The organism is Microbacterium sp. Se63.02b (assembly GCF_014171575.1).
Lineage (GTDB): Bacteria > Actinomycetota > Actinomycetes > Actinomycetales > Microbacteriaceae > Microbacterium.
In genome coordinates, this window is record NZ_CP050453.1 from 165,818 (window position 1) to 191,671 (window position 25,854).

30 protein-coding genes and 1 pseudogene are annotated in these 25,854 nt (G+C 68.1%); 10 read left to right on the forward strand and 21 right to left on the reverse strand.

Annotation, left to right across the window (positions count from 1 at the left end; genetic code table 11):
- The first annotated feature begins 84 nt into the window (after positions 1-84).
- A complete protein-coding gene (locus G4G29_RS00835; RefSeq protein ID WP_183151501.1) occupies positions 85-249 on the forward strand; it encodes a hypothetical protein in 165 nt (54 codons plus the stop codon).
- A 93-nt stretch (positions 250-342) separates the two neighbouring features.
- Here G4G29_RS00835 and G4G29_RS00840 read toward each other — a convergent pair whose 3' ends face one another.
- From G4G29_RS00840 to G4G29_RS00870, 7 genes are all read right to left on the reverse strand, one after another.
- Entirely contained in the window at positions 343-1,110 is a 768-nt protein-coding gene (locus G4G29_RS00840) for an ABC transporter permease (protein WP_183151502.1), read from the reverse strand.
- The gene (locus G4G29_RS00845) at positions 1,107-1,886 is read right to left on the reverse strand and encodes an ATP-binding cassette domain-containing protein (RefSeq protein WP_183151503.1); all 780 of its coding nucleotides are present in this window, start codon (positions 1,884-1,886) and stop codon (positions 1,107-1,109) included. Before G4G29_RS00845 ends, G4G29_RS00840 begins: the two co-directional genes overlap by 4 nt.
- Positions 1,883-2,251, reverse strand: coding sequence for a DUF1048 domain-containing protein (locus G4G29_RS00850; protein WP_183151504.1), 369 nt, complete (start codon positions 2,249-2,251; stop codon positions 1,883-1,885). Before G4G29_RS00850 ends, G4G29_RS00845 begins: the two co-directional genes overlap by 4 nt.
- 2 nt (positions 2,252-2,253) lie before the next feature.
- A complete protein-coding gene (locus tag G4G29_RS00855; protein ID WP_183151505.1) occupies positions 2,254-2,604 on the reverse strand; it encodes a PadR family transcriptional regulator in 351 nt (116 codons plus the stop codon).
- 173 nt (positions 2,605-2,777) lie between these two features.
- Positions 2,778-3,548 carry a LysM domain-containing protein gene (locus G4G29_RS00860; protein ID WP_183151506.1) on the reverse strand — a complete coding sequence of 257 codons (771 nt, stop codon included), beginning with the start codon at positions 3,546-3,548 and terminating at the stop codon, positions 2,778-2,780.
- 50 nt (positions 3,549-3,598) lie between these two features.
- The gene (locus tag G4G29_RS00865) at positions 3,599-4,237 is read right to left on the reverse strand and encodes a response regulator transcription factor (RefSeq protein WP_183151507.1); all 639 of its coding nucleotides are present in this window, start codon (positions 4,235-4,237) and stop codon (positions 3,599-3,601) included.
- 43 nt (positions 4,238-4,280) lie between these two features.
- Positions 4,281-5,453, reverse strand: coding sequence for a sensor domain-containing protein (locus G4G29_RS00870; RefSeq protein ID WP_210274218.1), 1,173 nt, complete (start codon positions 5,451-5,453; stop codon positions 4,281-4,283).
- A 108-nt stretch (positions 5,454-5,561) separates the two neighbouring features.
- Between G4G29_RS00870 and G4G29_RS00875 the strand changes: the two genes are divergently transcribed.
- Genes G4G29_RS00875 through G4G29_RS00890 form a run of 4 tightly spaced genes read left to right on the forward strand, consistent with a single transcriptional unit; the run spans position 5,562 to position 8,843 of the window.
- On the forward strand, positions 5,562-6,329 hold the full coding sequence (locus G4G29_RS00875; RefSeq protein WP_183151508.1) for an ABC transporter ATP-binding protein: 768 nt from the start codon (positions 5,562-5,564) through the stop codon (positions 6,327-6,329).
- Positions 6,329-7,969: an ABC transporter permease gene (locus tag G4G29_RS00880; RefSeq protein ID WP_183151509.1), complete on the forward strand. Its 1,641-nt coding sequence runs from the start codon at positions 6,329-6,331 to the stop codon at positions 7,967-7,969. Before G4G29_RS00875 ends, G4G29_RS00880 begins: the two co-directional genes overlap by 1 nt.
- Positions 7,966-8,280 (forward strand): hypothetical protein, encoded by a 315-nt coding sequence (locus tag G4G29_RS00885; protein ID WP_183151510.1) that lies wholly within the window; start codon positions 7,966-7,968, stop codon positions 8,278-8,280. Before G4G29_RS00880 ends, G4G29_RS00885 begins: the two co-directional genes overlap by 4 nt.
- Positions 8,238-8,843, forward strand: a complete 606-nt coding sequence (locus G4G29_RS00890; RefSeq protein ID WP_183151511.1) for an FtsX-like permease family protein — start codon at positions 8,238-8,240, stop codon at positions 8,841-8,843. The genes G4G29_RS00885 and G4G29_RS00890 overlap by 43 nt, the downstream gene beginning before the upstream one ends.
- A 13-nt stretch (positions 8,844-8,856) precedes the next feature.
- Here the strand turns inward: G4G29_RS00890 and G4G29_RS00895 are convergent, their stop codons facing one another.
- From G4G29_RS00895 to G4G29_RS00910, 4 genes are all read right to left on the reverse strand, one after another.
- Positions 8,857-10,185, reverse strand: coding sequence for a threonine/serine exporter family protein (locus tag G4G29_RS00895; protein WP_183151512.1), 1,329 nt, complete (start codon positions 10,183-10,185; stop codon positions 8,857-8,859).
- 17 nt (positions 10,186-10,202) lie between these two features.
- The gene (locus G4G29_RS00900) at positions 10,203-11,558 is read right to left on the reverse strand and encodes an anaerobic C4-dicarboxylate transporter family protein (protein WP_183151513.1); all 1,356 of its coding nucleotides are present in this window, start codon (positions 11,556-11,558) and stop codon (positions 10,203-10,205) included.
- Positions 11,555-12,295, reverse strand: a complete 741-nt coding sequence (locus G4G29_RS00905; RefSeq protein WP_183151514.1) for a peptidase E — start codon at positions 12,293-12,295, stop codon at positions 11,555-11,557. The genes G4G29_RS00900 and G4G29_RS00905 overlap by 4 nt, the downstream gene beginning before the upstream one ends.
- Before the next feature lie 442 nt (positions 12,296-12,737).
- Entirely contained in the window at positions 12,738-13,475 is a 738-nt protein-coding gene (locus tag G4G29_RS00910) for an SGNH/GDSL hydrolase family protein (RefSeq protein ID WP_183151515.1), read from the reverse strand.
- A 183-nt stretch (positions 13,476-13,658) separates the two neighbouring features.
- Here G4G29_RS00910 and G4G29_RS00915 point away from each other — a divergent pair, with 183 nt between their 5' ends.
- Positions 13,659-14,831: an MFS transporter gene (locus tag G4G29_RS00915; RefSeq protein WP_244632295.1), complete on the forward strand. Its 1,173-nt coding sequence runs from the start codon at positions 13,659-13,661 to the stop codon at positions 14,829-14,831.
- Entirely contained in the window at positions 14,828-15,364 is a 537-nt protein-coding gene (locus G4G29_RS00920) for a cytochrome C5 (RefSeq protein WP_183151516.1), read from the forward strand. The genes G4G29_RS00915 and G4G29_RS00920 overlap by 4 nt, the downstream gene beginning before the upstream one ends.
- A 163-nt stretch (positions 15,365-15,527) precedes the next feature.
- Here G4G29_RS00920 and G4G29_RS00925 read toward each other — a convergent pair whose 3' ends face one another.
- The 5 genes from G4G29_RS00925 to G4G29_RS00940 form a co-directional block, all read right to left on the reverse strand.
- A complete protein-coding gene (locus G4G29_RS00925; protein WP_183151517.1) occupies positions 15,528-15,758 on the reverse strand; it encodes a DUF2283 domain-containing protein in 231 nt (76 codons plus the stop codon).
- On the reverse strand, positions 15,758-16,558 hold the full coding sequence (locus tag G4G29_RS00930) for a DUF4258 domain-containing protein (RefSeq protein ID WP_183151518.1): 801 nt from the start codon (positions 16,556-16,558) through the stop codon (positions 15,758-15,760). Before G4G29_RS00930 ends, G4G29_RS00925 begins: the two co-directional genes overlap by 1 nt.
- Positions 16,559-16,880: 322 nt before the next feature.
- Complete coding sequence (locus G4G29_RS00935; RefSeq protein WP_183151519.1) at positions 16,881-17,039, reverse strand: hypothetical protein; 159 nt, start codon at positions 17,037-17,039, stop codon at positions 16,881-16,883.
- On the reverse strand, positions 17,036-17,161 hold the full coding sequence (locus G4G29_RS23250; protein WP_258566994.1) for a hypothetical protein: 126 nt from the start codon (positions 17,159-17,161) through the stop codon (positions 17,036-17,038). Before G4G29_RS23250 ends, G4G29_RS00935 begins: the two co-directional genes overlap by 4 nt.
- 138 nt (positions 17,162-17,299) lie before the next feature.
- Entirely contained in the window at positions 17,300-17,635 is a 336-nt protein-coding gene (locus G4G29_RS00940; protein WP_210274219.1) for a hypothetical protein, read from the reverse strand.
- 146 nt (positions 17,636-17,781) lie between these two features.
- On the opposite strand from G4G29_RS00940, the gene G4G29_RS00945 reads away from it, so the two are divergent.
- The 3 genes from G4G29_RS00945 to G4G29_RS00955 all read left to right on the forward strand — a co-directional run bounded on the left by G4G29_RS00945 (position 17,782) and on the right by G4G29_RS00955 (position 20,801).
- A complete protein-coding gene (locus tag G4G29_RS00945; protein WP_183151521.1) occupies positions 17,782-17,988 on the forward strand; it encodes a hypothetical protein in 207 nt (68 codons plus the stop codon).
- Positions 17,989-18,107: 119 nt separating this feature from the next.
- Positions 18,108-19,577 carry an FAD/NAD(P)-binding protein gene (locus G4G29_RS00950; protein WP_183151522.1) on the forward strand — a complete coding sequence of 490 codons (1,470 nt, stop codon included), beginning with the start codon at positions 18,108-18,110 and terminating at the stop codon, positions 19,575-19,577.
- A gap of 33 nt (positions 19,578-19,610) precedes the next feature.
- Positions 19,611-20,801 (forward strand): MFS transporter, encoded by a 1,191-nt coding sequence (locus G4G29_RS00955; RefSeq protein ID WP_183151523.1) that lies wholly within the window; start codon positions 19,611-19,613, stop codon positions 20,799-20,801.
- Here the strand turns inward: G4G29_RS00955 and G4G29_RS00960 are convergent.
- The 5 genes and pseudogenes from G4G29_RS00960 to G4G29_RS00980 all read right to left on the reverse strand — a co-directional run bounded on the left by G4G29_RS00960 (position 20,779) and on the right by G4G29_RS00980 (position 25,818).
- Complete coding sequence (locus tag G4G29_RS00960; RefSeq protein ID WP_183151524.1) at positions 20,779-21,783, reverse strand: magnesium and cobalt transport protein CorA; 1,005 nt, start codon at positions 21,781-21,783, stop codon at positions 20,779-20,781. The two genes, G4G29_RS00955 and G4G29_RS00960, sit on opposite strands and share 23 nt — an antisense overlap.
- A 430-nt stretch (positions 21,784-22,213) precedes the next feature.
- A pseudogene (locus G4G29_RS00965) lies at positions 22,214-23,005 on the reverse strand (SDR family oxidoreductase); the annotation flags it as partial.
- Between the two features lie 79 nt (positions 23,006-23,084).
- Entirely contained in the window at positions 23,085-23,885 is an 801-nt protein-coding gene (locus G4G29_RS00970; RefSeq protein ID WP_183151525.1) for an amidohydrolase family protein, read from the reverse strand.
- Positions 23,882-24,631: an amidohydrolase family protein gene (locus tag G4G29_RS00975; RefSeq protein WP_183151526.1), complete on the reverse strand. Its 750-nt coding sequence runs from the start codon at positions 24,629-24,631 to the stop codon at positions 23,882-23,884. Before G4G29_RS00975 ends, G4G29_RS00970 begins: the two co-directional genes overlap by 4 nt.
- Positions 24,628-25,818, reverse strand: coding sequence for an aminotransferase class III-fold pyridoxal phosphate-dependent enzyme (locus tag G4G29_RS00980; protein ID WP_183151527.1), 1,191 nt, complete (start codon positions 25,816-25,818; stop codon positions 24,628-24,630). Before G4G29_RS00980 ends, G4G29_RS00975 begins: the two co-directional genes overlap by 4 nt.
- Positions 25,819-25,854 lie beyond the last annotated feature (36 nt).

Genomic DNA, 25,854 nt, shown 5'->3' on the forward strand with positions numbered 1-25,854 from the left:
GTCTATCTCGCTGCAATGCGGATGGATGGATGCGCATCTTCGTGCAGGGACGATCTCGCTAACGTGGCGATCGACGGTCTGAGAGTGGCGCTCATCGTAATCGTCGTCGCTCACTTTGCCCTGCTCGTCATGGCACTCATCAAGAGAACATCACCGCACGTGATTGGCGGCGTGGCGATCGGTCTGAGTCTCGGTGCGATCACCGTCGCCTATCTGCTCATGGTCTCCGCGTACCCGGTCCCCTCCTGATGCCCACGCTGAGGGGCCACTGCGCCGAGCGCGGCGAAACGCCCCGGCCGGGGAGAGTCCCCGGTCGGAGCGTTCCGTCTCGCTTGACGTCGATCAGCTGACCTTCTTCCGGTACGAGATGATCGCGAACACGTAGGCGACCACGAGGATGCCGACGCACCAGGCGAGGGCGATCCAGATGTCGTCGCCAACCGGCTGCTCGGCGAACAGCGCCTGGATGGTGTTGACGATCGAGGTGACCGGCTGGTTGTCGGCGAACCACTGCACCGGAGCCGGCATCGTGTCGGTCGGCACGAAGGCCGAGCTGATGAACGGCAGGAAGATCAGCGGGTACGAGAACGCGCTCGCGCCGTCGACCGTCTTGGCGTTCAGCCCCGCGATGATGGCCAGCCAGGTGAGTGCCAGGGTGAACAGCATCAGGATGCCGATCACCGCCAGCCAGGCCCCGACGCTCGCCCCGGTGCGGAAGCCCATCAGGAATCCGACCCCGAAGATGATCGCCAGCGTGATGGCGTTCGCCGTCAGGGATGTGAGCACGTGGGCCCACAGCACGCTCGATCGGGCGATCGGCATGGAGTGGAACCGCTCGAAGATGCCGCTCTGCATGTCGGTGAACAGCCGGAACGCCGTGTAGGCGATGCCCGACGCGATCGCGATGAGCAGGATGCCGGGCAGCAGGTAGTTCACGTAGTTCTCGGCGCCGGTGCTCTGCTGAAGAGCTCCGCCGAAGACGTACACGAACAGGAGCATCAGCGCGATCGGGGTGACCGCCGTGGTGATGATCGTGTCGGGACTGCGGAAGATGTGCCGCATGGAGCGGCCGGTGAGGGTCGCCGTGTCGGCGGCGAAGTGCGTGCTCATGCTGCGTCCTCCTTCGTGGTCGTGGCCTGGGGGCCGATGAGGGTGAGGAAGATCTCCTCCAGGGTGGGCTGCTTCTCGACGTACTCGACCTTGGCGGCCGGAAGCAGGCGCTTCAGGCCGGCGAGGGTGTCGTTGGCGATGATGCGGCCCTCGTGCAGGATCGCGATGCGATCGGCCAGCTGCTCCGCCTCGTCGAGGTACTGCGTCGTGAGGAGCACCGTGGTCCCGCTGTTCGCGAGCTCCTTGACCACGCCCCACACCTCGAGGCGGGCTTCGGGATCGAGGCCGGTGGTCGGCTCGTCGAGGTAGATGACCTCGGGGTCGCCGACCAGGCTCATCGCGATGTCGAGCCGGCGACGCATGCCGCCGGAGTAGGTGCCGACCTTGCGGGAGCCGGCATCCGTCAGGCGGAAGGTCGTCAGCAGGTCGTCGGCCACCTTCCCGGCGTCGGGGAGGTGGCGCAGCTTCGCGACCAGCACCAGGTTCTCACGTCCGGTGAGGACCTCGTCGACGGCGGCGAACTGTCCGGTGAGACTGATTCGCTCGCGGACGCCGACCGGGTTCGTCGCGACGTCGATGCCCTGCACGGTTGCTGTGCCCGAGTCGGACTTCAGCAGGGTGGAGAGGATGCGCACCATCGTGGTCTTTCCGGCGCCGTTCGAGCCGAGGAGGGCGAAGATGCTGCCCTTCTCGACCTCGAAGTCGACGCCGCGCAGCACGTGCAGATCCTTGTACGACTTCTCGATGCCGCGCACCGAGATGGCTGCATTCTTCATGACTCCTCCTTCTTCTTCGCGTCGTCGAACGCCTTGATGAGGCGCGCGCGCTCCTTGTCGATCCACTGGCGTCCGCCGTACGCGGCGGCGTAGTTCTCGGCGAACTCGACCGGGTCGTCTCCGACGATCGCGCTGACCGGGGTGCCGTCGAGTGCGGCGCGCTCCCACAGGTCGGCGATGTCGAGGAACATCTTCACGATGGTGTCTCCGTCGGTGACCCCGCCGTAGTACATGTTGTAGCGCTGCTGAGCCTTCGCCATCTCGCGGTACGGCTCGGGGAGCGCGTTGATGCGGGCCTGCGCCTGCTTGTAGAGCTTCTTCTCTTCGAGTGATCCGGTGATCGCTTCGATCCACTTCGCGGCCATGGTCAGTTCTCCTTGTTCGTGCTGTTGTCGTTGTCGGGGTTCAGCTGTGCGATGTGCTGCGCGAGGAAGTCCCATGTCTTCCAGAACTCCTCGAGCTCCTGCCGGCCCTGCGCGTTCAGGGTGTACACCTTGCGGGGCGGACCCTTCTCGCTCGGGACCTTCTCGACGTCGACGAGGTTCTTCTGCTCGATGCGCACGAGGAGTGCGTAGATCGTGCCTTCGGCGATGTCGGTGAATCCGTGGTCTCGGATGCGTGTGGTGATCTCGTACCCGTATGCCGGCTGCTCGGCGAGGAGGGCCAGGACGATGCCCTCCAGAGTGCCCTTGAGCATCTCGGTCATCTGCTTGCCCATCAGGTACTCCTTTCGATTCGGTGGTACTCAGTGTTGCTGGGTACCGGTACAAAGTAACACTGAGTACCGGTACTTAGCAACACCGAATACCGAGAAATCTCGGAGGAGATCATCGGCGGGTCTGCGGGCGCGCGGAAAGGACCGCCGACCGATCGGCGGTGAGAGGGTCGCTGCTACGGGAACATGCGGCGCAGCAGCGACAGGTCGTCGTCGCTCAGCGCCTGGGTGATCAGGGCGGCGGTCTCCGGAGGCATGTCCTTCTCCAGACGCTGCCACAGCCACCGCGCGGCACCCAGATCGGCGGTGGCGACGGCGGTCGAGAACGCCGCCACGCCGTCGTAGTACGGGATGGTCGAAGATCCGGGTTCGGCGTTGTACGGCGAGTAGATGTCGACGAACGGGAGCGTCGGATCCGGCCGCAGGTAGAGGACGTCCCCTGGTGCGATCGGCTCGAAGCCACGCACATGGTTGTAGCCGCCGACGGTGACGTAGTCGACGCAGAAGCGCTCGCCGATCGCGATCAGACTGTCGCCCGGCTGCACCTCGTACGAGAAGATCTCCCCGTCGGCATCCAGGGTGACAGGACCGCTCGCCAGTTCCGACCCGCCCATGTCGACGAGCTCGCCCAGGAGCTTCGCGTACATGGGGGAGCCGTCGTCGCTCTGGATGTTGATACGCGCGCTGGTGGTGCAGTCGCCCGGCCCGCCGGCGGGAACGCTGATGCCGTCACCCAGGTCGACGAGTTCGTTCCCGACCACGTTCTCGGTATCGGCGACGATCGACGTGGGGGCCGTGGAGGGTTCTGCGGCGAAACGCTCCGATGCCCAGGAGGCGACATCGAACACCGCGGGCGCGGCGCCGACCACGGCAGGAGCGGCAGCGGCGACAAGGCCGGCGACGGCGACGGCGACGACGGCGGTGGTGATCTTGGCAGAGCGTTTCATCCCGGCCAGCATGGCATCGAAGCGGGTCGGAGCGCCAGCGCGGATGCCGGTCAGGTGCGCAGATATGCGAGCACGGCGAGAACGCGGCGGTGGCCGCTGTCGCTCGAGGCGAGGCCGAGCTTGCCGAAGATGTTGCCGATGTGCTTGCTCACCGCCGTCTCGGTCACGAACAGCCGTCCGGCGATGGTGCCGTTGTCGAGGCCCTCCGCCATCAAACCGAGGACCTCCCGCTCGCGCGGAGTCAGCGTCTGCACCGGGTCGTCCGCGCGGCGACGGCTCATCAGCTGCGAGATCACCTCGGGGTCCATCACCGTGCCCCCGGCGGCCACGCGGTTCAGGGCGTCGATGAACGCAGCGACCTTGCCGACCCGCTCCTTGAGCAGGTAGCCGAGGCCGTCGGCTCCCGCAGCCAGCAGCTCGCCCGCGTAGCGGTCCTCGACGTATGCCGACAGCACGAGCACCGGGAACCCCGGACGACGAGCGCGCGCCTCGGCAGCCGCCTTCAACCCCTCGCTCGTGAAGGTGGGCGGCATCCGCACGTCGACCACCGCGGCATCCGCCTCGTCGAGCCGGGCGAGGAAGTCGTCTGCGTTGTCGACAGCGGCCACCACGTCGAACCCCTCGCTGCGCAGCAACAGCGCCAATCCCTCTCGCAGCAGGGTGTCGTCTTCGGCGATCACGACCCGCATGGCAGCTCCGCTCTCAGGGTGGTGGGGCCGCCGACAGGACTCGTCAGCGACAGCGTGCCCTCGAACGCCTCGATGCGACGACGGATGCCGGCGAGCCCGCCCCCGGCCGCTCGACAGCGCCCCCACCCCATCGTCCTGCACCTCGATGAGCAGCACCTCGCCGTCGCGGGACACGCGGACCGTCGCCCGTGTCCCCTCGCTGTACTTGTTGACGTTCGTGAGGGCTTCGGCGACGACGAAGTAGCTCGCGGACTCCACGGCGGCCGGCACACGCCCGACGCGCGTCGTCTCGACCGTGCACGGAACCACGCTCCGCCCCGCCAACGAGGCCAGCGCCCCTCCAGCCCGAGCTCGTCGAGGATGGGCGGGTAGATGTCGTGCACGGTGCGGCGGAGTCCGGCCAGGGCGTCCGTGGCCGCATCGTGCGCTCGCCGCAGCGGCTCGAGCACGTCACCCCGGTCTCCTGCGCGCGCTCCGCGATGCCGAGCATCATCACCACGTTCACCAGGCGGTTCTGCGCGCCGTCGTGCAGGTCGCGTTCGATGCGTCGCAGCTCCGCGGCATGGGCGTCGAGCGCGGCCGCGCGGCTGAGAGTGAGGGCGTCGACCCTCGCCTCGAGGCGGGACTTCTCCGGTGTCGCGAGCAGCGTCGCCGACACGAAGGACACCAGGCGAGCGACGAGGGGGATGAGGAAGATCGACAGGATCGCGTAGGCCACCGCGACCAGAGGCATCGTCGCGGCGAGCTCCCACGACGTCACGGGATAGGGCGAACCGACGGGGTCGTCGGCCGGGGCGAACTGCCAGTAGTAGGTGACCGCGAGGCTGTTGACCGCCGCCACGGGGAGCGAGATCGTCACCAACGACACGAACAGCACCGGAAGCGCCTGGACCGCCAGCCACAGGCAGTCGCGACCCGTCGCACGCGAGAACGCGAAGCGCAGCCGTTCGTCGAGGGTCGACCCTGGCGGGAGCACGCGACCGATCGGCGGAAGCTCCTCACCCCGGTAGGCGCCGACACGTCGGCGGCTCGCATCCGTCCACCCGTGCAGGCCGCGCACGGCCTCAGGCATCAGCAGCACCCCGCCGCTGATGATCATGAGGGGGAGGAGGACGAGTCCGAGGCAGAGGAACACCACGGAGGCGATCGAGACGCCGGCTTCGACGGCCAGATATCCCCACGCGCGCAGCCAGCGTCGCATCCGTCCGTCCTTCACTCTCACAGTCTGCCCGAGCGGTCGCAGCGGCACGGTATAGCCAGCACCACCATCGATGGAGCAGCGGGCGGGATGGGGCGGCGCGACAGGCGTCCCTAGCGTCGAGTCATGACCTCCACACCACTCGTCCCCGGTGCCGATGCTGGGCCCTCCGAAGCCCTGCGGCTGCACTCCGTCGTCAAGACCTACGGGTCGGGCGCCAACCGCGTCTCCGCCCTCCGCGGCGTCAACCTCACCATCGCGAAGGGCTCGTTCACCGCGATCATGGGCCCCTCGGGGTCGGGCAAGAGCACTCTGCTGCACAGCGCCGCCGGACTCGACCGACCGAGCAGCGGCACCGTGCACCTCGGCGGCACCGAGATCTCGGGCCTGAAGTCGAAGAAGCTCACGGCATTCCGCCGCGACCACGTCGGCTTCGTGTTCCAGGCCTACAACCTGCTGCCCGCTCTGAACGTCGAGGACAACATCACCCTGCCCCTGCGTCTGGGCGGTCGCGCGCTCGACGGCTCATGGCTCGACTTCCTGCTCGACGCCGTGGGCCTCGCCGAGTTCCGTCACCGTCGTCCCTCTGAACTCTCCGGAGGTCAGCAGCAGCGGGTCGCCATCGCGCGGGCGCTCATCACCCGGCCGCATGTCGTGTTCGGCGATGAGCCCACCGGCGCTCTCGACTCCCGTGCCGGCACGCAGGTTCTCGATCTGCTCGCCCACACGGCGAGGGAGCTGGATCAGACGGTTGTGGTCGTGACCCACGACCCGGTGGTGGCATCGCACGCCGACCGGGTGATCTTCCTGGCCGACGGCGCGTTCGCGGGACACCTGGACGGCGCAGACCCTGCTCGGATCAACGAGCGCATGAGCGCATTGGGGGAATGGTGATGGCGACGGCACTCGGGCTCGGGCGGATCGTCCGTGCGGATCTGCGTCAGCATCGCGGCAGTTTCGTCGGTGTGGCCATCGCGGTCTTCGTCGCGAGCGCACTGGTGACGGGCCTCGGCGTGCTCGTCGAATCCGGGATGCGCGGCGGGCTCGCGCCGGAGCGCTACGTCGCGGCCGACGTGGTGGTCGGCGCCCCGCAGCAGGTGGACGTGCCGGAGGATCTCCCGGTGGCCCTGCGGGAGCGAGCGCCGCTGCCGGTCGACGCGGCGCAGGGCATCGTCGGGCTTCCCGGGGTCGAGCGCGTCGTGGCCGACGTCACGGTTCCGCTCGTGCAGCAGGGCGCGGGTGCGGGTGCCGGTGCCGTCGTCGAGGCGCATCCGTGGGAGGCCACGGCGCTGACCGGCTTCGAGCTGCGCGAGGGGCGAGAGCCATCGGCCGCCGATGAGGTCGTCGTCTCCGTCGGCAGCGATCGGGCCGTGGGCGACACGGTCGCGCTGGCCCACGGCGGCGTGCCGTCGGAGTACCGCGTGGTCGGTGAGGTGTCAGCCCCGATCGCACCGGAGCGCGGAACGCATGTGTTCCTCAGCGAGCAGCGCATCGGCCAGCTCGACCCCCATGGCGGTGCCACCCAGACGCTCGGCGTCTTCGTCTCGGGGACTGATCCCGAGCAGACGGCCGCCTCGATCCGGGAGGCCTTCCCCGACCTGGTCGCCCGCACGGGAGATGCCCGCGGCGACGTCGAGTTCCTCGACTCGGGGGCGGCACGTTCGATCCTCGTCGCGATCGGCAGCGCCTTCGTCGGCACATGCATCCTCGTGGCGATGTTCATCGTGGCGGGCACGCTGTCGCTGTCGGTGCAGTCGCGCCGCCGGGACTACGCACTCCTGCGCGCGGTGGGCGCGAGTCCGTCTCAGGTGCATTCACTCGTGGCCCGCGAGGTGCTGTGGGTGGCTGCGGTCGCCGCGGTACTGGGCATCGCGCCCGGGTACCTCCTTTCGACCGTTCTGCAGACGGCGTTCGTCACCGGTGGCGTGATCCCGGGCGACTTCGCCCTCGCCGTCAGCCCGCTTCCCGCGGTCGGCGCGGTGCTGCTCGTGCTCGCCTCCGCCTGGGGTGCGGCACGCATCGCGGCTTCGCGGGTCGCGAAGCTCGACCCGGTCGAAGCGCTCCGAGAGTCGGCCACGGGCGCTCCGGCGATCGGGCTGCCGCGCATCATCACGGGCATCGTGCTCGCCGCCGCCGGCATCTCGGTGTCGACGGTGCCGCTCGTGGTGCGCGGTCAGATCGCGGCCGGCGCCGCGGCCGGGGCCGCCATGCTGCTCATCATCGCGCTCGCCGTGCTCGGTCCGTGGCTCGTGTCGCTGAGCGTCCGCCTGATCGGAAGCGTGCTGCGCCGGATGTCGTCGGCGGGTTTCCTCGCGTCGGCGAACGCCACGGCGAACAGCCGACGGCTCGCCTCGGCGATCCTGCCGATCGCGCTCGGCATCGGGCTGGGACTCGTGCAGATCGGAGCCCCGTCGATCATCGCCGCCGAGGCCGCGACGCAGGCCAGCGCCGGTGTCATCGCCGACCTGCGGGTGACGGCGCCGACCGGGGTCTCCCCGCGGCGGTCGAGGCGATCCGCGAGACCCCTGGCGTGACCGAGGCGTCGGGCATCGCACTCAGCGCGGCGGTGGTCGACTCCCACGACTTCGAGGGGAAGCTCCAGCGCGAAGAGCACGTGCTGCAGGGCATCGATCCCGAGCGGACCGCGAAGAGCCTCGACCTGCGTGTGCGGGAGGGGTCGCTCGCCGACCTCGACGGCGTCACAGCGGTGGCCGTGAGCACGGATGCCGCCCAGAGCCTCGGGGTCGACATCGGCGGCACGGTCACCGGCCACCTCGGCGACGGCTCGCCGTGGGGGCGACCGTGGTCGCGGTGTATGAGCGCGGTCTCGGATTCGGTGACCTGACCATGGCCGCCGACGCGGTCAGGGCGCACACCACGGCGGGTCTCGATGCGTTCGCGCTCGCTTCGGTCGAAGCGGACGCCCTCGACGAGGTCCGTGCGGCCCTGGCCGAACGCGGCTTCGTCGTGAGTGACGGATCGGGCCAGGAGGCGGCGGGTGCGGGTGCGCAGTCGCAGCAGGGATGGGTGAACCTCATCGCGCTGCTGGTGATCCTCGGCTACATCGCGATCGCCGTGATCAACACCCTCGTGATGGCGACAGGGGAGCGCTCGAGGGAGTTCGCGCTGATGCGGCTGATCGGCTCGTCCCGCGGGCAGGTGCGCTCGATGATGCGGATCGAAGCGGTGCTGGTGGCCGTGATCGGCATGGTGTTCGGCGTGGTCGTGGCGATCCCTCCGCTCATCGGTGTGAGCATGGGCATCTCGGGGCAACCGCTGCCCGCGTTGCCGGTGCTCGGCTCCCTGGCGATCATCGGAGCGATGGGCGCGCTGGCCCTCGTGGCGCTGTGGATCGGAACGAACGCGACGATGCGGACGCGTCCGATCGACGAGATCGGATCGCGCTAGTAGAGCCCGCGGGTCAGGAGCCCCGCGTCCGTCGACGCCACGGCCCGGTGAGTCGTGCCCACAGCCCCGGCCGCTCCTCGGCGTCCGGGGTCTCGGGCGCGGCGACGGCGAACTGCACGAACTCCTCGGCGCCGTGATGCACGACGCGGTAGAGAGCGGTGCCGATGAGGACTCCGAGGGCGATCGACATGACCGAGATGAGTGCGGCGGCGAAGTCGGCGAGACCGTTGTCGGTCGCGACCGCTTCGGTGAGGCCCACGAGTCCTGCGGCGCCGGGCACGAGCAGCCAGAACGCGGGGAGGAAGGTGAGTTGCGAGGGGGCGCCGTGTCGGAGTCCCGCGATCCAGAACACGACGGGCGTCACGGCGACCGCGCCGACGAAGCCGCCGACCGTCGGGTCGATGAACTCGGTGCCCGCCCACTGTCCGACGTAGGCGACGACCAGGGCGAGCAGCACCCAGCCGAAGGTCGAGGCCGGCGCTGAGAAGTGGAGGTAGTTGCCGAGGGCGAACACGAGGATGCCGAGGGGTGCGACCCACCACGGGAGGAAGGCGGAGGCGTCGAGGGCCTCGTACGAGCGCGACTCCACACCGACGACGGCTCCGGCGGCCAGGATCCCGAACGCGAGGAGCGCGAGTTGGACGAAGCCGTACACCAGCCGCGCGGCCCCCGAGATCATCTGCCCTGCGGCGAGCTCGACAGTCGCCGTGGTCAGCACACCGCCGGGCAGGAAGGTGACCAGCGGTGCGATCAGGAGGCGGATCGGGTCGCCGATCTCGATGCTCTCCGCGAGCAGGAACACCGCGGTCGCGCACACGAACGCCGCGGCTATGGGCAGGATGAGCTGCAGCGTGGGGGAACGGACGAGTTTGAGCAGACCGATCCCGAAGCCGAGCACGAACGCGACGATCACGCCCTGCCAGGTCGGGGCGAGCAGGAGGGCGAGGCCGGTCGTGAGGATCGCATGCCCGAACGTCCGGGTGACCCAGCCGAGTCTCGGCCGCATGGCGCCGATCTCGTTCAGGCGGCGGATGCCGTCCAGCGGCGGTACCGACCCGGTCTTGGCCTGGCTGATCAGCTCGTACAGCGCCGCGATCTGGTCGAACCGGAACGAGGCGTTGGTCGCTGACCGTATCGCGACCCGCGACTCGTCGCTCTCTCCCGTCTCGACGAGGATGATCGTCGGCAGCACGACGAAGTCCGTGTCGTCGCCGCCGTTCGCGACCGCGACCTCGGAGAGCGTGTCGCGGATCCGGTCCACCGACTCGGCGGAGGCGTTCATCCCCTGGGCGAGCCCGAGGAGGAACTGTCGGAGCGCGGAGCGATCGATGCCGTCTGTCATGGGGGACAGCGGTCAGGTCAGGTGAACAGGAACGAGAGCGGGACTCCGACGAGGATCGCGACGGCCACGTAGATCAGGTTCGGCAGCTGGAACGAGTGGTCGAACACGAACTTGCCCATCTTGGTCGTGCCCGTCTGGTCGAACGCGACCGTGGCGACCTGGCTGCCGTTGGCGGGCAGCGTGTAGATGCCCATCGCCGCCGGCCAGAGTCCGACCAGCAGCGAGGCGGGCAGGCCGATCGTGATGCCGATGGGGACGATGGCGTTCGTGGCGCTGGACTGGCTCGTCGTGAGCATCGCGACGGCGAACAGGGCCAGGGCGAAGAGCAGCGCGCCGAGGAAGGCCGACGAGCCGGAGACGACCGAGCCGAGGCCGTCGACGATCAGGGTCTGGTTCGCCGCGACGAACGTGTTGGCGAGCCAGGCGATTCCGAAGAGGGCGATGGCTCCGACGATGCCGGCGGGGAATGTGGGCTGCTTGGGGACGTCTGCGGCCTTCACCTTGCAGAACACGAAGATCAGGGCGGCGATGATGCCCATCGTGACCTCGATGATGACCGTGACGCTGAGGCGTACCGGGTCGCCGCCGTCATCAGTGCCGATGATCGGACGCAGGTTCTCGAACAGGCCGAACAGCACGATGACCCCGACGCCGGCGAGGAACAACGAGGCCGAGAGGACTGCGGTCGGAGACAGCTTGTTCTCGTGCGCGTCGGTGACCGGCGGCTTGATCTGCCCCTCGGCCAGTCGACGCTGGAACTCCGGGTCGTCGTCGAGGTCCTTCCCGTGCCGCATCATGACGAGAGCGGCCACGAAGAGTCCGGCGATCGACGCCGGCCACATGATGAGCAGCAGGCCGCCGAGGTCGACACCCTGCGGGGCGAGCAGCACCACCATCGACGCGGTCGCCGCAGAGACGGGGGAGCAGAGGATGCCGACCTGAGAGGCGACGGCCGAGACCGACAGGGCGCGTTCCGGACGGATCTTCTGCTGATACGACACGTCGTAGATGACGGGCAGCAGCGGGTAGAAGATGTTTCCCGTTCCGGCGCCGACCGTGAACAGGAACGACATGGCCGGCGCGAGGAAGACCACGGACTTGGGCCTGCGCCTGATGACCTTCGCGGCGACGGACACCATCCAGTCGATGCCGCCTGCCGCCTGCATGGTGGACGCGGCGGTGATCACGGTGATGACGATGAAGACCGCGTCGACGGGGGCGTTGCCCGGTGCCTCGCCGAACAGGAACACCAGGACGGCGACGCCGACCAGACCCCAGACGCCGAGGCCGATCCCGCTCGTGCGGGTGCCCATGTAGATCGCCCCGATGACGACGATCAGCTGGGCGACGAGGATCCACACGTTGTCGTTCATGACGACGGCCCCTTCACGATCGGAGCGGAACCGGTGAGCACGGTGGTCGACAGTGCGGTCTCGACGATCTTCCCGTCGATGGCCTCGACCTTGAGCGCGAGGGCATCCTCGACCGGACTCACCGCGGTGACGAACTCGGAGTTCTCGAAGTGCAGCGACTGCAGGTTGCCGACGGCGTAGCCGGTCGAGAGTTCCCCGCTGAGAAGCGAGGCGTGGAACAGCGGACGACGCTGGTCTTCGGCGTCGTAGTGCGGACAGAAGCTGCCGTGCAGGAAGCCGAGCCCTTCGGGCAGCACCTGCAGGGTCGGGCCGTAGCTGTCGGTGGTGCCGCCCTCGAACCAGCAGATGCCGCCGGCGCTGCCCCCGGTGAACACGACGTTCGAGTTCGGGTCCTCCCACATCTCGCGCATGATCTCGTCGAGTCCCTGTCGCTTCCACACGTCGAGCATGTTCGCCGTGTTGCCGCCGCCGACGTGGATCACATCGAAGCCCTTCACGAATCCGGCGAGGTCGTCCACAGCACGGTGGAACAGCGGGAGGTGGTGGGGCGCGCACCTGTCCGAGTCATAGGTCGAGTAGAAGCTCACGATGTACGCGGCATCGTCGCCGGTCGCCGTTCCGACGAAGAGGACCCGCGGTCGTTCTCTGCCGGTGAGCCCGAGGATGTACTCGTGCGTCGGATCGTTCCGACGCTCCATCATGGCCTTTCCGGCCCCTGTTGCGACGACGTGCGACATCGACTACCCCCCTCGACCACGGCAGATGCGCTCAACATACTGGCTCGTCATGCCCGGCGTCCACCGGTTCTGCGGGGGAGGGAGACCGCTCTCACAGCAATCTCACATCTCATGATGTAACATGTTAGTTGTCTGTTGGTTCGTCCGGTTCGCTGGGCGTGGACACTCCGCTCGTCGGTATCGATTCGCTCGATGGTGACGTGGGGCGGCGCAGGCGGCCGTGGTCTCTCCCCCTCCGCCTCGGTCGCCTGCGCTGAGAAGAACACCCTTCTGGGGAGGGTGTGCCTCTGGGGAGGGCGTGCAGTGGGCCTGAGGGGAAGGCCCCGCTTTCGGCATGGGGACGCGTTGCCGCGCGCCCCCATGCCGACGCACATGAAGACCGTCGTACAGAGGTGCAGTCGTACAGAGGTGCAGTCGTTCGGCGGTGCAGTCGTTCGGCAGCTCAGCCGTTCAGGCGCCCGCCGACGATGAGTCCTTCGAGCAGTGGCAGCGTGCGCGAGCGCGGTGCCTGCGGCTGCACGCCGAGGGCGGTGGCGAGTTCGAGCGCGAGGGCGGCGTGGCCGGTGGCGTTCGGGTGGAACGGGTCGTTCATGAGTCCCCACGGGACCCCACCGGCGCCGAGCTCGGCGAAGCGCGCGTACTGGTCGACGAGGATCACGTCCTCGCTCGCAGCGACCTGTCGCACCGCATCGGCGAACTCGCCGATCCGCGCACGCTCGGGAGCGTTTCGGACATCGATCGCGGGCGGCGTCTGCAGCACCGGGACCGCGCCGAGCGCGCGCACACGGGCGACGAACTCGCGCAGCGAAGCGGCATAGTCCGCCGCGGAGATGACTTCGCGCGGCCCGCCGTCCGAGGCGTCGTTCGTGCCGATCATGAGGGTGACCACATCGGGTTGCCATGAGGCGACGCGGCGGTCCCAGTCGTCGAGGAGGTCGACGATCCGGTTGCCGCTGATCGCCGTGTTGAGCACGACGTCGCGCACGCGCTCCAGCTCGCCGCGGATGAGCTCGTGCAGGTGCTCCGGGTAGCTGCGACCGCCCTGCGTGTGCACGAGTCCGTGCGTGATGGAGTCGCCGGTGATGACCCAGTTCAGCGGCTCGGGAGCGGTGAGCGCGGCCGCGATCCGGCGGCGGTCGGAGGCGGCGGATGCGGAGGCGGAGGAGTCGGCGTTCGGCACGGCTCCGAGCCTATCGGTCGCACGCCGTGGGATACGGTTGACGCGTGAGCCCTGAGTCGGACAGACCGTAGATCGCGGGTCGAGCGCGCGTCGCGTGCTCCCCGCATCCTCGTCGACCCTTCCGCTCGCTCGCCGTCCGCACGCTCAGGCGTCGTCGACGGCGTCTCTTCGTCTGGATGCCTCATGCCTCTGCTCATCCCCGTCCTCGCTCTGGCGATCTTCGCCCAGGGCACCAGCGAGTTCATGCTCGCCGGTCTTCTCCTCCCCCTCGCGGTCGACCTCGGCGTCGAGCCGTCCGTCGCCGCACTGCTGACCTCGGCGTTCGCCGTCGGAATGGTGGTCGGCGCACCGGTCATGGCGCTGTTCGCCAGCCGGTGGCGCCCGCGCCGGGCGCTGGTCTTGCTGCTCCTCGTCTTCATCGCCGCCCATGTGGTGGGGGCGCTCGCATCGTCGTTCTGGCTGCTCCTGCTCAGCCGTGTGCTCGCGGCGCTCGCGAACGCCGGCTTTCTCGCGATCGCACTGGCGACCGTGCGTGGCATCGTGGCTCCGGAACGTGTCACGCGCGCGGTCGCGGTGCTCCTCGCAGGGACGACGCTCGCCACGATCGTCGGCGTCCCCGCCGGCGCCGCGCTGGCGAACGCCTTCGGGTGGCGGTCGACGTTCTGGGCGGTCGCGCTGCTGTGCCTCCCTGCGGTGATCGCGCTGCTCCTGGATCGGACGCTCGGGGCGACGCCTCATCCGCCGAAGATCCGGCTGCGGACGGAGGTCGCCGAACTGCGTCGTCCCCCGGTGCTCCTGGCCGTGGTGCTCGCCGTCCTCGTGAACGCCGCGACCTTCGGCGCGTTCACCTTCCTGGCGGTGATCGGAACGGATGCCGGGATGGCGGACGCGTGGATCCCTCTGCTCCTCGCCGTGTTCGGGATCGGAGCCTTCCTCGGCGTCGCCGCGACAGGGCGGTGGGCCGCGCGCGTCGACCGCGCCTGGGTGTCCGTCGGCGCCGCGGCCGCGACCGTCGTGGGTGCTGTGCGCCCTGGGGGCTGGTTCTGTTCCGGCTGTCTTCGTCGGCGCGTTCGTCGGCGGGATGGTGTCGTTCGCCGTCGGCTCCGCATTGATCGCGCGCATCGTCGGCCAGGCCACGGGTGCGCCCGTGCTCAGTGGGGCCTATGCCACGGCGGCGTTGAACCTGGGTGCCGTCGCCGGACCCGCGGTCGCTGGAGTCGCGTATTCGAGTGTCGGCGCGCTCGGTGTGCTGTTGGTCTCGGCGATCCTCACGGCGGTGGCCGCGCTGCTCACGCCGCTGCTGCGGCTGGGGTGATCGCCCGTGTCGTCGCCGGATGCGAAAGACTGGACGTATGACTTCGCCTGTGCTCGACAGCCTCCTCGCCCGCATCGCCGAGAGCGGGTTGCTCGAAGACCCGATCGCCGAGAACGGCCTCGTGTACGGCCGCGCCAGCATCGACGCGGCCGGCACCGTGGTGAACGTGAACGTCGATCCGGAACTCGACGACGACGACGAGGCGGGTGAGGATGTCGATCACGATGCGCTGATCGCGGCGCTGTCGCGCGTCCTATCGGTCGGCGAATCCCGCTGGCGCGCGGTGATCGATGAGGTCGCGACCGAGATCGACGACGCCGTGGATGATGAGCCCGTGATCGAACAGGTCGACCTGCGTGACGATCTGGAGGCGACGTCGGTGGTGGTGTTCGCGGATGCGGTGCTGCTGGCTTTCCTCGCCCCGAAGCAGTTCCCCGAGTCGCGGATCCTCGTGCAGCTCGACGAGGAGCTCGAGGTCGACGGCGTCGAGGTGCGCGAACTCGACGGGGTCGAGACCGTCGAGTTCGACACCCTGGACGACCTGCTCGACGACATCAGCCGCGACGAGGACTGAGCGCGCCGAGCGCCCGACCGACTGCACGGCATGCCTTCTCGATCCCTCGCCGGTCGGTTCGGATTCTCGCTGTCGTCGATCACGCAGGACGACTCGTCGAGCCCGTCTCCGTTCGCTGGTCGCCCTGCCCGCCGTCGTCAGGACAGCCCTCGCGTCTGAGCGATCAGGGGCGGAGGTGTTCGGCGGTGTCGAGGTCTTCGGGACGGAGCAGCGTCGAGGCGCGGAGGAGTTCGATCCCGATGAGGTGCCCTGCTTCGTCGAAGTCGAGGATGATCTCGCCCTCGCCGTGGGGACTCCGAATCTCGGGCACCTGCGCGGTCGCCTCCCCTGCGCGGACCGCTCGTCCGATGGGGATGTAGGCGGCGTCGACCTCAGGGTCGTATCGGATCGTCATCAGCGTCCTCCACTCGCTCCACCACCGCCGGCCCGTGTGACGGTGATGATGTTCCCAGTCTTATCATTCACGATCACCCGGATATTGTTCGCGGTGAATACCGACGTTCCCTTTTCGTTTCCACGTGTTCGCTTGCCTTCCTGCAGCGCAATTCGCACAAGGTTCTGGGAGATGCCTCGAGCCGCGATCTGCTTTGCTGCGTGTGCAGACAGACGCGCCATAACGAACAAAGCGGGAATCCACCACGGATCCGCGATGACGGGGTACACCGCGCCGTGGTGGTGGACGATTTGCGTAAGCGTATTCCCTTTGACGACGAAGTCTGTCGGAACCGTGGCCCCCGTGGCATCCTTTGCCCACGGGACATCGACAATGGCGATGAGTTCACCCTCCCCGTCGAGAACGGAGACACTTCCATCTTCGTGTCGCGACAATTCGGCTGCCTCGGGGAGTGTGATCGGGTAGGCGTACTCCGTAGGCGCGGTGGCGTCGTCGATCACTGTTGTGACTTGAACGCTGCCCGATTGGCGGACGGTCGCCACTGTTGTCGTTCCGTCGACATTGTCGTAAATCACTGCTCCGCCAGGATGAAGCTCAGCTTCCGGCGCGACGCGCGCTCCCGGAAGGCCAATCTCGATGATGCCGTCCATCGTCGTCATAGAGATTCCCTTCGGAGCTGAGCTATCTAGGGCGAAACGTACATCAGCCTGCTCTGTGACAAGGTGGCCGTCTGTCATTTCATGGCTCTGCTTCACCAGATTGTCAAGGACACTTGGTTCGATGCGTTCGATCACGGCCACGGGGTCCGCTTGCTCATTCGCGTCGGCCGCTGTAACTCCTGTCGACGCAACCAGCGCTGCCACTACGGCCCACCCAACGATGTTCCTCGATTTCAATGCGACGCTCCAGACATCGATCCGATTAGCTACCCGCTCGCAAGCCTAATCCAATTCATGGACTCAGTCCAATAATTGCCTATCCCATCATCGCGCGAACTCTGGGCCGCTTCGATCGAGTCCATTGGGCGTCCCACCCACGCGAGCGAAGGGCGCGGTCAGCATGACTCGCTCGTCAGACTCCGGTCACGCGACGCGAAAGCGATGCGCCGTTGCCGCAGTTGGCTTACTTCTCGTCGATGTCGAGAAGGCGGCGCTCGTAGTCCGCGCTCTCGTCTGTGAACTGCGCGAGGACGCGCGGCGTGAAACGCCTCACCTGCAGGCTGAGGATCGCGTCCGCTGCGATCTCGCTGACACCGAACGCCAGGCCGACAGCCGCTCTCAACTCGTCGGAGTCCCCCGAGCCGCGCGCGCAGACGCGAAGGAGCTCCTGGGGTTCTCGAGCGCCGCGATGTACCCGTCGATGATCTTTTTGCGCATCAGCAGATTCTCTCGGTCCTCGTCCACGCGGCGATCCTATCCCGCGCCTCCCACCCCTTCATCCGTGTGAACACCCCGCGCAGTCGGGTCAACGGAAACTGATCCTCGAGGCGGATCAGGCTGTCGCGCCGCGCGAAGACTGCGTGCTCTCGACGGCCGGTGTGCCTAACCGCGATTCAGCGCGCCGTTCATCACGAGATTCGTGATGAAAAGTGCGATCAGTGTGATGGTGATACCGGCTGCCGGGAGGATCCACGCCGAACGGAGTCGAGATCTTGTGAAGAGGTACGCGACCGTGGTCAGGGCGAAGACGATCAGGTCAGTCATCCAGAATCCGCGGGTTACGGTCTCGAGTGTCGGGTACTCGCATTGACCGGAGCAGCCCGCGATCTCGAGGGTCCGCGCCAGAACGAACAGAGCAGAGACGACCGCCACGAAGAGACTCACCCACGCCAGGTTGCCGCCGATCCGTGGTGGTGCGCTGCGCTGGTCGTTCATCATGCTCCTGGGCCTAGTCCTGCGAGGTCAGCGTGTACTGGATCCAGCCGGCGACCGAGTTCGCATTCTGCGCGTACGCGTTGTGGATAGCGTAAGTGCTGTCTGCTGCTACCAGCGAGCCATCCCCAGTCGCCGCGTACGCTGTGCGCATGGCCGGCGACGAGCGCGAAGAGATCCAGGATCTGCGACGTCGACTCGACGAGGTGCGACGACGGCATCACGAGGCCTGGTTGAGCGGACTGAGTGTCGGAGGCGGTCTCGCCTTCCACGATCAACAGACCCGGCTGGAAGACGAGGCGCGTGCTCTCGAGTCCCGTCTGGTCGAACTCGGCGAGGATCCGGTCAGTCGCGGCTGACCCTGGTCTTCCCCGGCGCACCGCGACGCGTCACAGCCACTTCTTGTACCTGAACACCCCGTAGAGGCCGACCGCGGACTGAATTGAAAACTACATCGTGAAATGTTACATATGACAGGGTGAGTTCTCCGAATGCCATTCGTGTCGCTGTCATCGGTGTCGGTGCCGCGGGCTTGGCGACAGCACTGACGCTGACAGATCGAAGTCCAGACACCCTAGACCTCACCCTGTTCGATCCCTCCTTCAGGGACCCAGAGCTTTCAGCGCGAGGGCTGGCATACACAGAGGATCACATCGAACCACTCCTCAATGCGCCCGCGACGATGATGTCTATCCGAGTGGAGGACGCAAGCGACTTCTCGCGATGGGTTCGACACAGCAGCATTCATCCGGGTCCGTACGTTCCTCGCTCCGTGTTCGGAGACTACCTGGCTGAGTGTTTCGAAATGCTCAAGCGTCGGTGGGTGGGTCGTGCAGGGACGTTGCATTGCGTTCCTTCACGCGTGATCTCTGTGACTCGAAATGAGCGCGACCTCTATTCGTTGAGCACCGAGACCGCACGATTCGACCAGTTCGATGTCGTCTTCCTCTGCGTCGGATGGGGCTGCCAAGACGAGACCGTCGGTGACGGGGTTCCTGCATATCCCCTGGCGGATACGATCCTTCACGCGATGGCTGCGTCTCATGTCGGCGTCATAGGCACCGGCCTGACGGCGATCGACGTTGCTCGAGGTCTTCTCTCCCACGGCTATCGCGGACGAATCACAATTGCGTCGCGCCGAGGAGTGCTTCCCGGCCCGCGAGTCACGGAGCCGATCGCCCCGGTGGTCCTGACCCGTGCGCTGCTCGCGCAGATGAAGTCCCTTGATCTGCGCCAACTCCTCCAGCTGGTTGAGCGTGAGGCGCAGGAACACGGCATCAGCCTTGAGGTTCCGATACGACTGTTGCGGCACGAGACGAGCCCAGAGGGCTCGCTCAGAACGGGGGGCGGGGCGGAAGATCGCTGGCGTGCACTGCTCGTTTCGCTGTGCGACGAGGCCATGGCGGACGCGTGGCACCTTCTCGACAACCTCAGTCGAAGAGTTTTCCGCAGGTGGCTGCATCCGTACTTCCAGGCGTGGTGCAACCCGATGCCTCCAACGACCGCCGCGATGATCGAACACGCATGGGAGTCGGGTCAAATCCAGGTTCGGTCGAGATTCCGACGCGTGGACGACGGCGCACTCGTGTTCGACAACGCTGAACGAGAAGAAGTCGACTTTCTCATTTCCGCACGGCTCGGAGCAGACGAATCGGTTGCGGACATGAACAGCCCGTTGATGCGGAGCTTGATCGAAGGTGGGCTCGCAATGTGCGACGACTTCGGCGGCCTGCGTGTGAATTACGGAAGCTGGCAAGTAGTCGGTGCGAGCGGAGCGCGCGTGTCGTTGTACGCCATCGGCAGCCTGGCGCAAGGCGCTCGATACTACGTGAACGCGCTCGACAGCATCCTCCGGACCATTCCCGAGGCGGTCGACGACGCGCTGCGACGTCATGACGCGGCGGTGCAGTCGATGTCGCCACCCGCACGCTCGTCGGATGGTCGGTGACGCGTGCGGGGCCGGAGGAAGAACCGCTGGGCCATGTTCGGTGTCGGCTTGTTCTCGCAGATGGTGTTCAGCGCGACGTTCCTCGGCTTGCCTGCTTCGTCGATCCTCCTTCGAAGTTCCCTCGATCTCTCCGCGGTGGAGCTCGCTGCGGTGCTGGGTGGGGGCAGTATCGCGGTGGTGCTCACCGAGTTCCCGTGGGGGCTGGCTACCGATCGCGTGGGCGAACGTCGAGTTCTCCTCATCGGCGTCGTCGGCGCGGCCCTCGCTCTCGCCGCTCTCGCCGCCGTCTCCTCGAGCGCGCGACCAGCGGTATGGATGCTCGCGAGCCTGCTGTTCATCGGCGCCGGTATGGGCGGTGCCGTTACGGGCCCCAGCGGTAGTGCCGTTCTCGGATGGTTCGGGACTCGACGTCACGGCACACTTCTGTCGTTGCGGGTCGCCGCAGTCCCCGTCGGCGGCGCGCTCGGCACGCTCGCCTATTCCTGGTTGCTCACTGGGTGGGGACCTGCGGCGACGTTCGGTGTTTTCGCGGTCGCGTGCGTATCGTGTGCCCTTCTCATCTGGGTCATCGTGTTCGACCCGCCGAAACGTGCGGAACCGACCGCCGTCGTCGCGCGGAATCCTGCGCGGTCTGCGCTTCGCAGGAGCGGGGTCTGGCGGGTCGCCGCGAGCGGGCTGCTCCTCGACGTATCCCAGTTCTTCGTCCTGACGTTCGCGGCGGCGCTCCTCGCCGAGGAGCACGGGTATCCGCCGCTCGCGGGTGTGACAGCCGCCGCCATGATGCAGCTCGTCGGTGGCGCGCTCCGTGTTGCTGCGGGAGTCGGCACCGACGTCATTCGTTGGATGAGCCGCGCTGCGGTTGTCCGGGCGTCGGCCATCGTGCAAGCCGTCTGCCTCGTCATCGTCGCCCTAGGAAGCCGATTGCCCGCTTCGGTGTCGTTCACCGCTCTCGTGATCGCCGGCATCGCCAGCTGCGCGTGGCAGGGCGCTCATTTCGCCCACATCGCCACCCTCGCGGGCCCCGGCCAAGCGGGTACGGCACTCGGACTCAACAACGCAGCCACGTCGCTCGGTGCGTTCGTTCCCCAGGCGGCGGCCGGTGCGCTGGCGCTGCAGCTCGGCTGGGGAAGCACGACCCTGGTACTCGGGTTCATTCCGGCCGTGCTCGCCACACTGGTCTTCCCCGGCGCACCGCGACGCGTCACAGCCACTTCTTGTACCTGAACACCCCGTAGAGGCCGACCGCGAAGGCGGCCATCGCGCCGATGGCCATCGGGTATCCGAAGGCCCAGTGCAGCTCGGGCATCACGTCGAAGTTCATGCCGTACACCGTGCCGACCAGCGTCGGGGCGAAGATGATCGCCGCCCAGGAGGAGATCTTCTTGATCTCGTCGTTCTGCGCCAGCCCGGCCTCGGTCTGACGGCGGGCGACGAGTGCGGAGTGCACGGTCAGCGCGTTCTCGAGGATCGCCCGGAAGGAGTCGATCTTCTCGTTGACGCGGATCGTGTGGTCGAGCACGTCGCGCAGCGACCGCTGGAGTTCCTCGTCGATGCGGTACTTCGCTGATCCCCGACGCAGCCACTCGAGCATCCCGGTCAGAGGGTGCACGGCGCGCTGGAAGTTGATGACCTCGCGCGAGAGCTCATAGATGCGGCGGGAGAGAGCGCTGTCGTCGGCGCCGTCCCCGAAGAGCTGGTCCTCGATCTCGTCGATGTCGTTCAACAGCCCGGCGACGATCGGCTCGTAGCCGTCGACGACCTCATCGAGGATCGCGTACAGCACCGCCTCCGGTCCCATCGCGAGCAGCTCGGGGTGGGCCTCCATGCGGGCGCGCACGGCGGCGAGGTTCGGTGACTCGGCGTGCCGGATGGTCACCACGAAGTCGGGGCCGACGAAGAGGTGCAGCTCACCGAACTCGATCGACTCCTCCTTGTCGCGGTACCGCGCAGGGCGCAGGACGGCGAACAGCGTGTCGCCGTAGCGCTCCACCTTCGAGCGCTGGTGCCCGGACAGTGCATCCTCGACCGCGAGCGGGTGCAGGTCGAATTCGCGAGCGACGGACGCCACCTCTTCGGGGCTGGGCCGATACAGGCCGATCCAGGCGATGCCGCCGGCGGCATCCAGCATCCGGTAGGTCTCGTCCAGGTTCTTGGGGGTCTCCACGCGACGTCCGTGGACGTACACGCCGTTGTCGATGAGCGCCATGATGCGGCTCCGTTCTCGCAGGTGCACGGCAGCAGAGAGCTCCGTGCGCGGATTCGTCAGGGGGCGGATGACGCCGCCGACGGCTGCGGAGAAGGACGTGCGGATCGCGGACCGGGGGTCAACGCGAGAGCGCAGGGAGTCGCGACGCAGCGGTGGCGGCGTCGTTACTATCGTCGGACATCGCCATCACCGCCTTCCGGGACTCATTCGGGTCGAGCGACCCAACGCGCAAGTGTACCCCCGTCGCCTGGGAGGAGGCGCCCGCGGCGAGTTCGGGGCGGAGCACCTGTCGGAGGGATGCACGCGTGCAGGCCCGACGAGCGGCGTGTGGCCCGACAGCTGTCCGCTCTCCCGACATCCGCACAGCCGTGACGGAGCGGGGGAAGGAGCGGAAGGAGGTGCGCACCGGGTGGGTGTGCGCCGCCGTCTCAGGGACGATCGAGTCGATGTACCCGCCGTCGACGCGGACAGCGGCCCCGGTCGTCGCGGAGGCGAGGGGCGACGCCAGGTAGGCGACCATGTTCGCGATCTCCTCCGGCTCGATCAACCGCTGCAGCAGCGACTGCGGGCGGTGCACGCGCATGAACTCGCGCTGCGCCTCGTCCCACGGGAGGTCCTGATCGACCAGGGAGTACACGAAGTCCTCGACGCCACCGGTGTGCGTCGGACCGGCGAGCACCGAGTTCACGGTCACGCCCGTGCCGGCCGCCTCCTTCGCGAAGCCGCGCGACACCGCGAGGAGGGCGGTCTTCGACATGCCGTAGTGGATCATCTCGGCGGGGATCACGACCGCCGAATCGCTCGCGATGTCGAGCACCCGGCCCCAGCCGCGCTGTGTCATGCCGGGCAGCGTCGCGCGGATGAGCCGGACCGCCGCGAGCACGTTCACGTCGAAGTAGCGGCGCCATTCGTCGTCGGTGATGTCCATGGCGGGGGTTGCGCCGAAGATGCCGAGGTTGTTGACGAGGATGTCGACGTCGCCTGTCGCTGCCAGCACCGTATCCGTCCCCGCCGGCGTCGTGACGTCTCCGGCGGCGGCGATCAGGTCGCGATCCGGGTTCTCGGCCCGCAGCTCGGCGATCACGGTCTCGACGGCGTCGCCGCGTCGACCGTTCACCGCGACGCGCGCACCGGCATCGGCCAGTGTCGTCGCGATCGCCCGTCCGATGCCCTGCGTCGAGCCGGTGACGAGTGCGGTCCTGCCGGACAGATCGATGCGCATGGTGTTCCCTCCGTGACGGATGCTGCCTGCTGATGCAACGGTAGCGGGGGAGTTTTCATGCCCGAGGGTCGGATGGACCTCAGGGGAGCAGTGCGGCGGCGTTGCCGGATGCGATCGCGCGCAGCGTCTCGGCCGGGAGGGCGGAGGATGCGAGCTGAAGGGCCGTCGCCTCGGGGGTCTGCACGGGGAATCCGCTGCCGAACACCCACCGCTGCGGGTCGTCGGTCAGACGGTCGGCGACGTGGGTCGGGCCGTTCACATGCCACAGGTCGAGCCGCACCCTCTCCGGCGCGGCATCGCCGAGGTGCCGGTTCAGCTCGATCCAGTCCGCACGGTTCAGCCCGCTGAGCAGCATCGGCAGCGTGGCGGCCTCGCGCACGAGGTCGGCGATCCGGTGCACCTCGATGTCGACCGCGGGCGAGAGCGGATGCCGCACCCTGGCATCGTCGAGCCGGGCGATCAGCTGCAGCGGGATGCCGTGTTCCCCGCAGACTTCGAGCACCGGTCGCACGCCGGCGACGTCGTAGCGGTGGAATCCCGGGGCGACGCGCACTCCGCGCGCCCCGGAGCCGATCGCCTCGTCGAGCTGTGCGGTCCAGTCCGCATCCCGCGGATCGATCGTCACGAACACGCGGAAGAGCGGGTCGTCGGCACACGCGGCGAGCACGGCCTCGTTCCCCGTGCGCGTATCGAAGCCGAACAGCGAGGCGAGGTGCGAGACCCAGACGGTGCGCAGCCCGAATCGCTCGGCGTGCGCGCGCAGGTCATCCGCATCCGCGGCGGCCCCCAGCCGGTACGGCCACTGCCCCACGAAGCAGGTGGTGTCGATCGCACCGAGGTCGGCGAACGCACCGAGCATCCGCCGCGCCTGCCCGGTCATGCGGCGACCTCGCCGAGCCAGCCGGCCACGGTGCCCCCGAAGACGCGCTCCTCGGTGTCGGCGTCGAGCCCGGCGCCGAGGACCTTGCCCACGTTGGCCGCGAGGTCGATGTGGTGCAGGTCGGAGCCGAAGACCACCCGGTCGGAGCCGAGGCGCTGCACGGCGAGAGCGACCTCGCCCGCGCCGATGATCGTGCCCGAGGTGTCGACCGCGACGTTCGGGCAGGACCTCACCGTGTTCACCGCCGACTCCGGTTGCCCGCCCAGGTGCGCCATGAGGAAGCGCGCATCGGGGTGGCGGCGGGCGGCGGCCGCGATGTGGTCGGCCGTGGATTCGTAGGGGAAGCGGCCGACGGTCTTGCGCCACGCATGCGCGAGCACGATGAGGCGGTGCTCGGCCGCATACTCGAGGATCGGGTCGGTGACCGGGTCGTCGGCGAGCGTCGCGATCCAGAGCTTGATGCCGACCATCCCGCGGTCCTCGACGTTGCGCCGCAGATCGTCGAGGCTGTCGCGTCCGAAACGGGGGTTGACGTAGCAGTAGCCGCGCAGCCGATCAGGGTGCTTCCGCAGCTCGCCGGCCAGCACCGTGTTCATGTCCCGCACGTCGTCGAGGCTCGGGTGCGGTCGGAAGTCGCCGAGATTGCTGCACAGGAACAGGTCGATGCCGAGCCGGTCGCCGGCCACGAACACCTCGGGATCGAACCGGCCGTCGTCGAGGTGGGTGTGGGCGTCGATGCCGATCACGCCGCGGTCTCCTGCACGACGCGCTCGACCCGGCGCAGCGTCTCGTCGATGTCGGCAGCGGCGTGCGCGGCGTTGACGTAGACCACGCGGTAGAACGAGAGCCCCTGCCGGAAGGATGCCCGCAGGAATGTCCGTATCTCGGCATCGGATCCGACGAACTGCGGACACGCCGGGTGGCCGACCAGTCGGAGCCCCGAGCCGCCGCGCGCGAAGAGCTCGTTCATCCCGATCTGCAGTCGCGTGCCCGTGGTGTGCAGCCGGGCGATCACATCGCGGTCGCGGATCGCCGTCATGGTGGCGGTGGCCGCGGCGAGCGACAGGGTCTCTCCGCCGTAGGTCGAGGTGACGACGACGTCTCCCCTGTCGAGGACGCCCAGCACCTCGCGGCGACCGGAGTAGACGGAGAGAGGCATCCCGTTCGCGATCCCCTTGCCGAACACCGCGAGGTCGGGAAGCACTCCCGTGGCCTCGGCCATTCCACCGATCGCCACGCGGAACCCGGTGACCATCTCGTCGTAGGCCAGCAGGGTGCCGTGCCGGTCGGCGAGGTCGCGCAGGTACCGGTAGAAGTCCGCCGCCTCGGGGATCGACGGGTAGTCGGCGGCGACCAGGATGACCGCGATCTCGGATCCGCGCGTGAGGAACAGGCGGTCGAGAGCGCTCCGATCCTCCCAGTCGACCGCGTGATGCAGCGCCGCGAGAGCCGCCGGCACGCCCGGCACGGCATCCGAGGTCGCGCCGGGGAGCACGCGTGCGCCGGCTGCGAGCGAGTTGAGCCAACCGTTGTAGCCGATCTGCACGACCCGGTCCCTGCCCGTGTGCGCGCGGGCGATGCGGATCACGGCGGCCAGCGCCTCGCCGCCCGTCTTGAGGAATCGCGCCGCCTCGGCACCTGGTACGAGCGCGCAGAAGAGCTCGGCCGTCGTGGTCTCGAGTGGGTGCGGATGGCCGAAGAGGATCCCGTCGTCGAGCTGGGTGCGGATCGCCGCATCGACGGTCGGATCCGCGTATCCGAGTGTCACGGGGCCGAGCGCGCACCGGTAGTCGATGAGCTCGCGCCCGCGGTCGTCCCAGACGCGGCAACCCTCCCGCGGACGATGACCTCCGGCTCCTCCGGAAGCAGGGTCGGCGCCTTGGAGTTCGTGCTCGACCCCACCGGCATCACGGCCAGGGCGCGCTCGCGCCATCCGGTGCTCGCCGGGGAGTGTGCATGCGGGCCTCTC

Excerpts from the sequence above, each read along its gene's own strand:
- G4G29_RS00855 (WP_183151505.1), bottom strand. The coding sequence starts at position 2,604 with ATGGGCAAGCAGATGACCGAGATGCTCAAGGGCACTCTGGAGGGCATC.
- G4G29_RS00905 (WP_183151514.1), bottom strand. The coding sequence starts at position 12,295 with ATGTCGCACGTCGTCGCAACAGGGGCCGGAAAGGCCATGATGGAGCGT.
- G4G29_RS00980 (WP_183151527.1), bottom strand. The coding sequence starts at position 25,818 with ATGGCGCGAGCGCGCCCTGGCCGTGATGCCGGTGGGGTCGAGCACGAA.
- G4G29_RS00865 (WP_183151507.1), bottom strand. The coding sequence starts at position 4,237 with ATGCGGGTCGTGATCGCCGAAGACGACACCCTGCTGCGAGAGGGATTG.
- G4G29_RS00915 (WP_244632295.1), top strand. The coding sequence starts at position 13,659 with ATGCCTCTGCTCATCCCCGTCCTCGCTCTGGCGATCTTCGCCCAGGGC.
- G4G29_RS00940 (WP_210274219.1), bottom strand. The coding sequence starts at position 17,635 with ATGATGAACGACCAGCGCAGCGCACCACCACGGATCGGCGGCAACCTG.
- G4G29_RS00945 (WP_183151521.1), top strand. The coding sequence starts at position 17,782 with ATGGCCGGCGACGAGCGCGAAGAGATCCAGGATCTGCGACGTCGACTC.
- G4G29_RS00955 (WP_183151523.1), top strand. The coding sequence starts at position 19,611 with ATGTTCGGTGTCGGCTTGTTCTCGCAGATGGTGTTCAGCGCGACGTTC.
- G4G29_RS00895 (WP_183151512.1), bottom strand. The coding sequence starts at position 10,185 with ATGACAGACGGCATCGATCGCTCCGCGCTCCGACAGTTCCTCCTCGGG.
- G4G29_RS00900 (WP_183151513.1), bottom strand. The coding sequence starts at position 11,558 with ATGAACGACAACGTGTGGATCCTCGTCGCCCAGCTGATCGTCGTCATC.
- G4G29_RS00850 (WP_183151504.1), bottom strand. The coding sequence starts at position 2,251 with ATGGCCGCGAAGTGGATCGAAGCGATCACCGGATCACTCGAAGAGAAG.
- G4G29_RS00920 (WP_183151516.1), top strand. The coding sequence starts at position 14,828 with ATGACTTCGCCTGTGCTCGACAGCCTCCTCGCCCGCATCGCCGAGAGC.
- G4G29_RS00875 (WP_183151508.1), top strand. The coding sequence starts at position 5,562 with ATGACCTCCACACCACTCGTCCCCGGTGCCGATGCTGGGCCCTCCGAA.
- G4G29_RS00845 (WP_183151503.1), bottom strand. The coding sequence starts at position 1,886 with ATGAAGAATGCAGCCATCTCGGTGCGCGGCATCGAGAAGTCGTACAAG.
- G4G29_RS00960 (WP_183151524.1), bottom strand. The coding sequence starts at position 21,783 with ATGGCGCTCATCGACAACGGCGTGTACGTCCACGGACGTCGCGTGGAG.
- G4G29_RS00860 (WP_183151506.1), bottom strand. The coding sequence starts at position 3,548 with ATGAAACGCTCTGCCAAGATCACCACCGCCGTCGTCGCCGTCGCCGTC.
- G4G29_RS00880 (WP_183151509.1), top strand. The coding sequence starts at position 6,329 with ATGGCGACGGCACTCGGGCTCGGGCGGATCGTCCGTGCGGATCTGCGT.
- G4G29_RS00840 (WP_183151502.1), bottom strand. The coding sequence starts at position 1,110 with ATGAGCACGCACTTCGCCGCCGACACGGCGACCCTCACCGGCCGCTCC.
- G4G29_RS00925 (WP_183151517.1), bottom strand. The coding sequence starts at position 15,758 with ATGACGATCCGATACGACCCTGAGGTCGACGCCGCCTACATCCCCATC.
- G4G29_RS00970 (WP_183151525.1), bottom strand. The coding sequence starts at position 23,885 with ATGACCGGGCAGGCGCGGCGGATGCTCGGTGCGTTCGCCGACCTCGGT.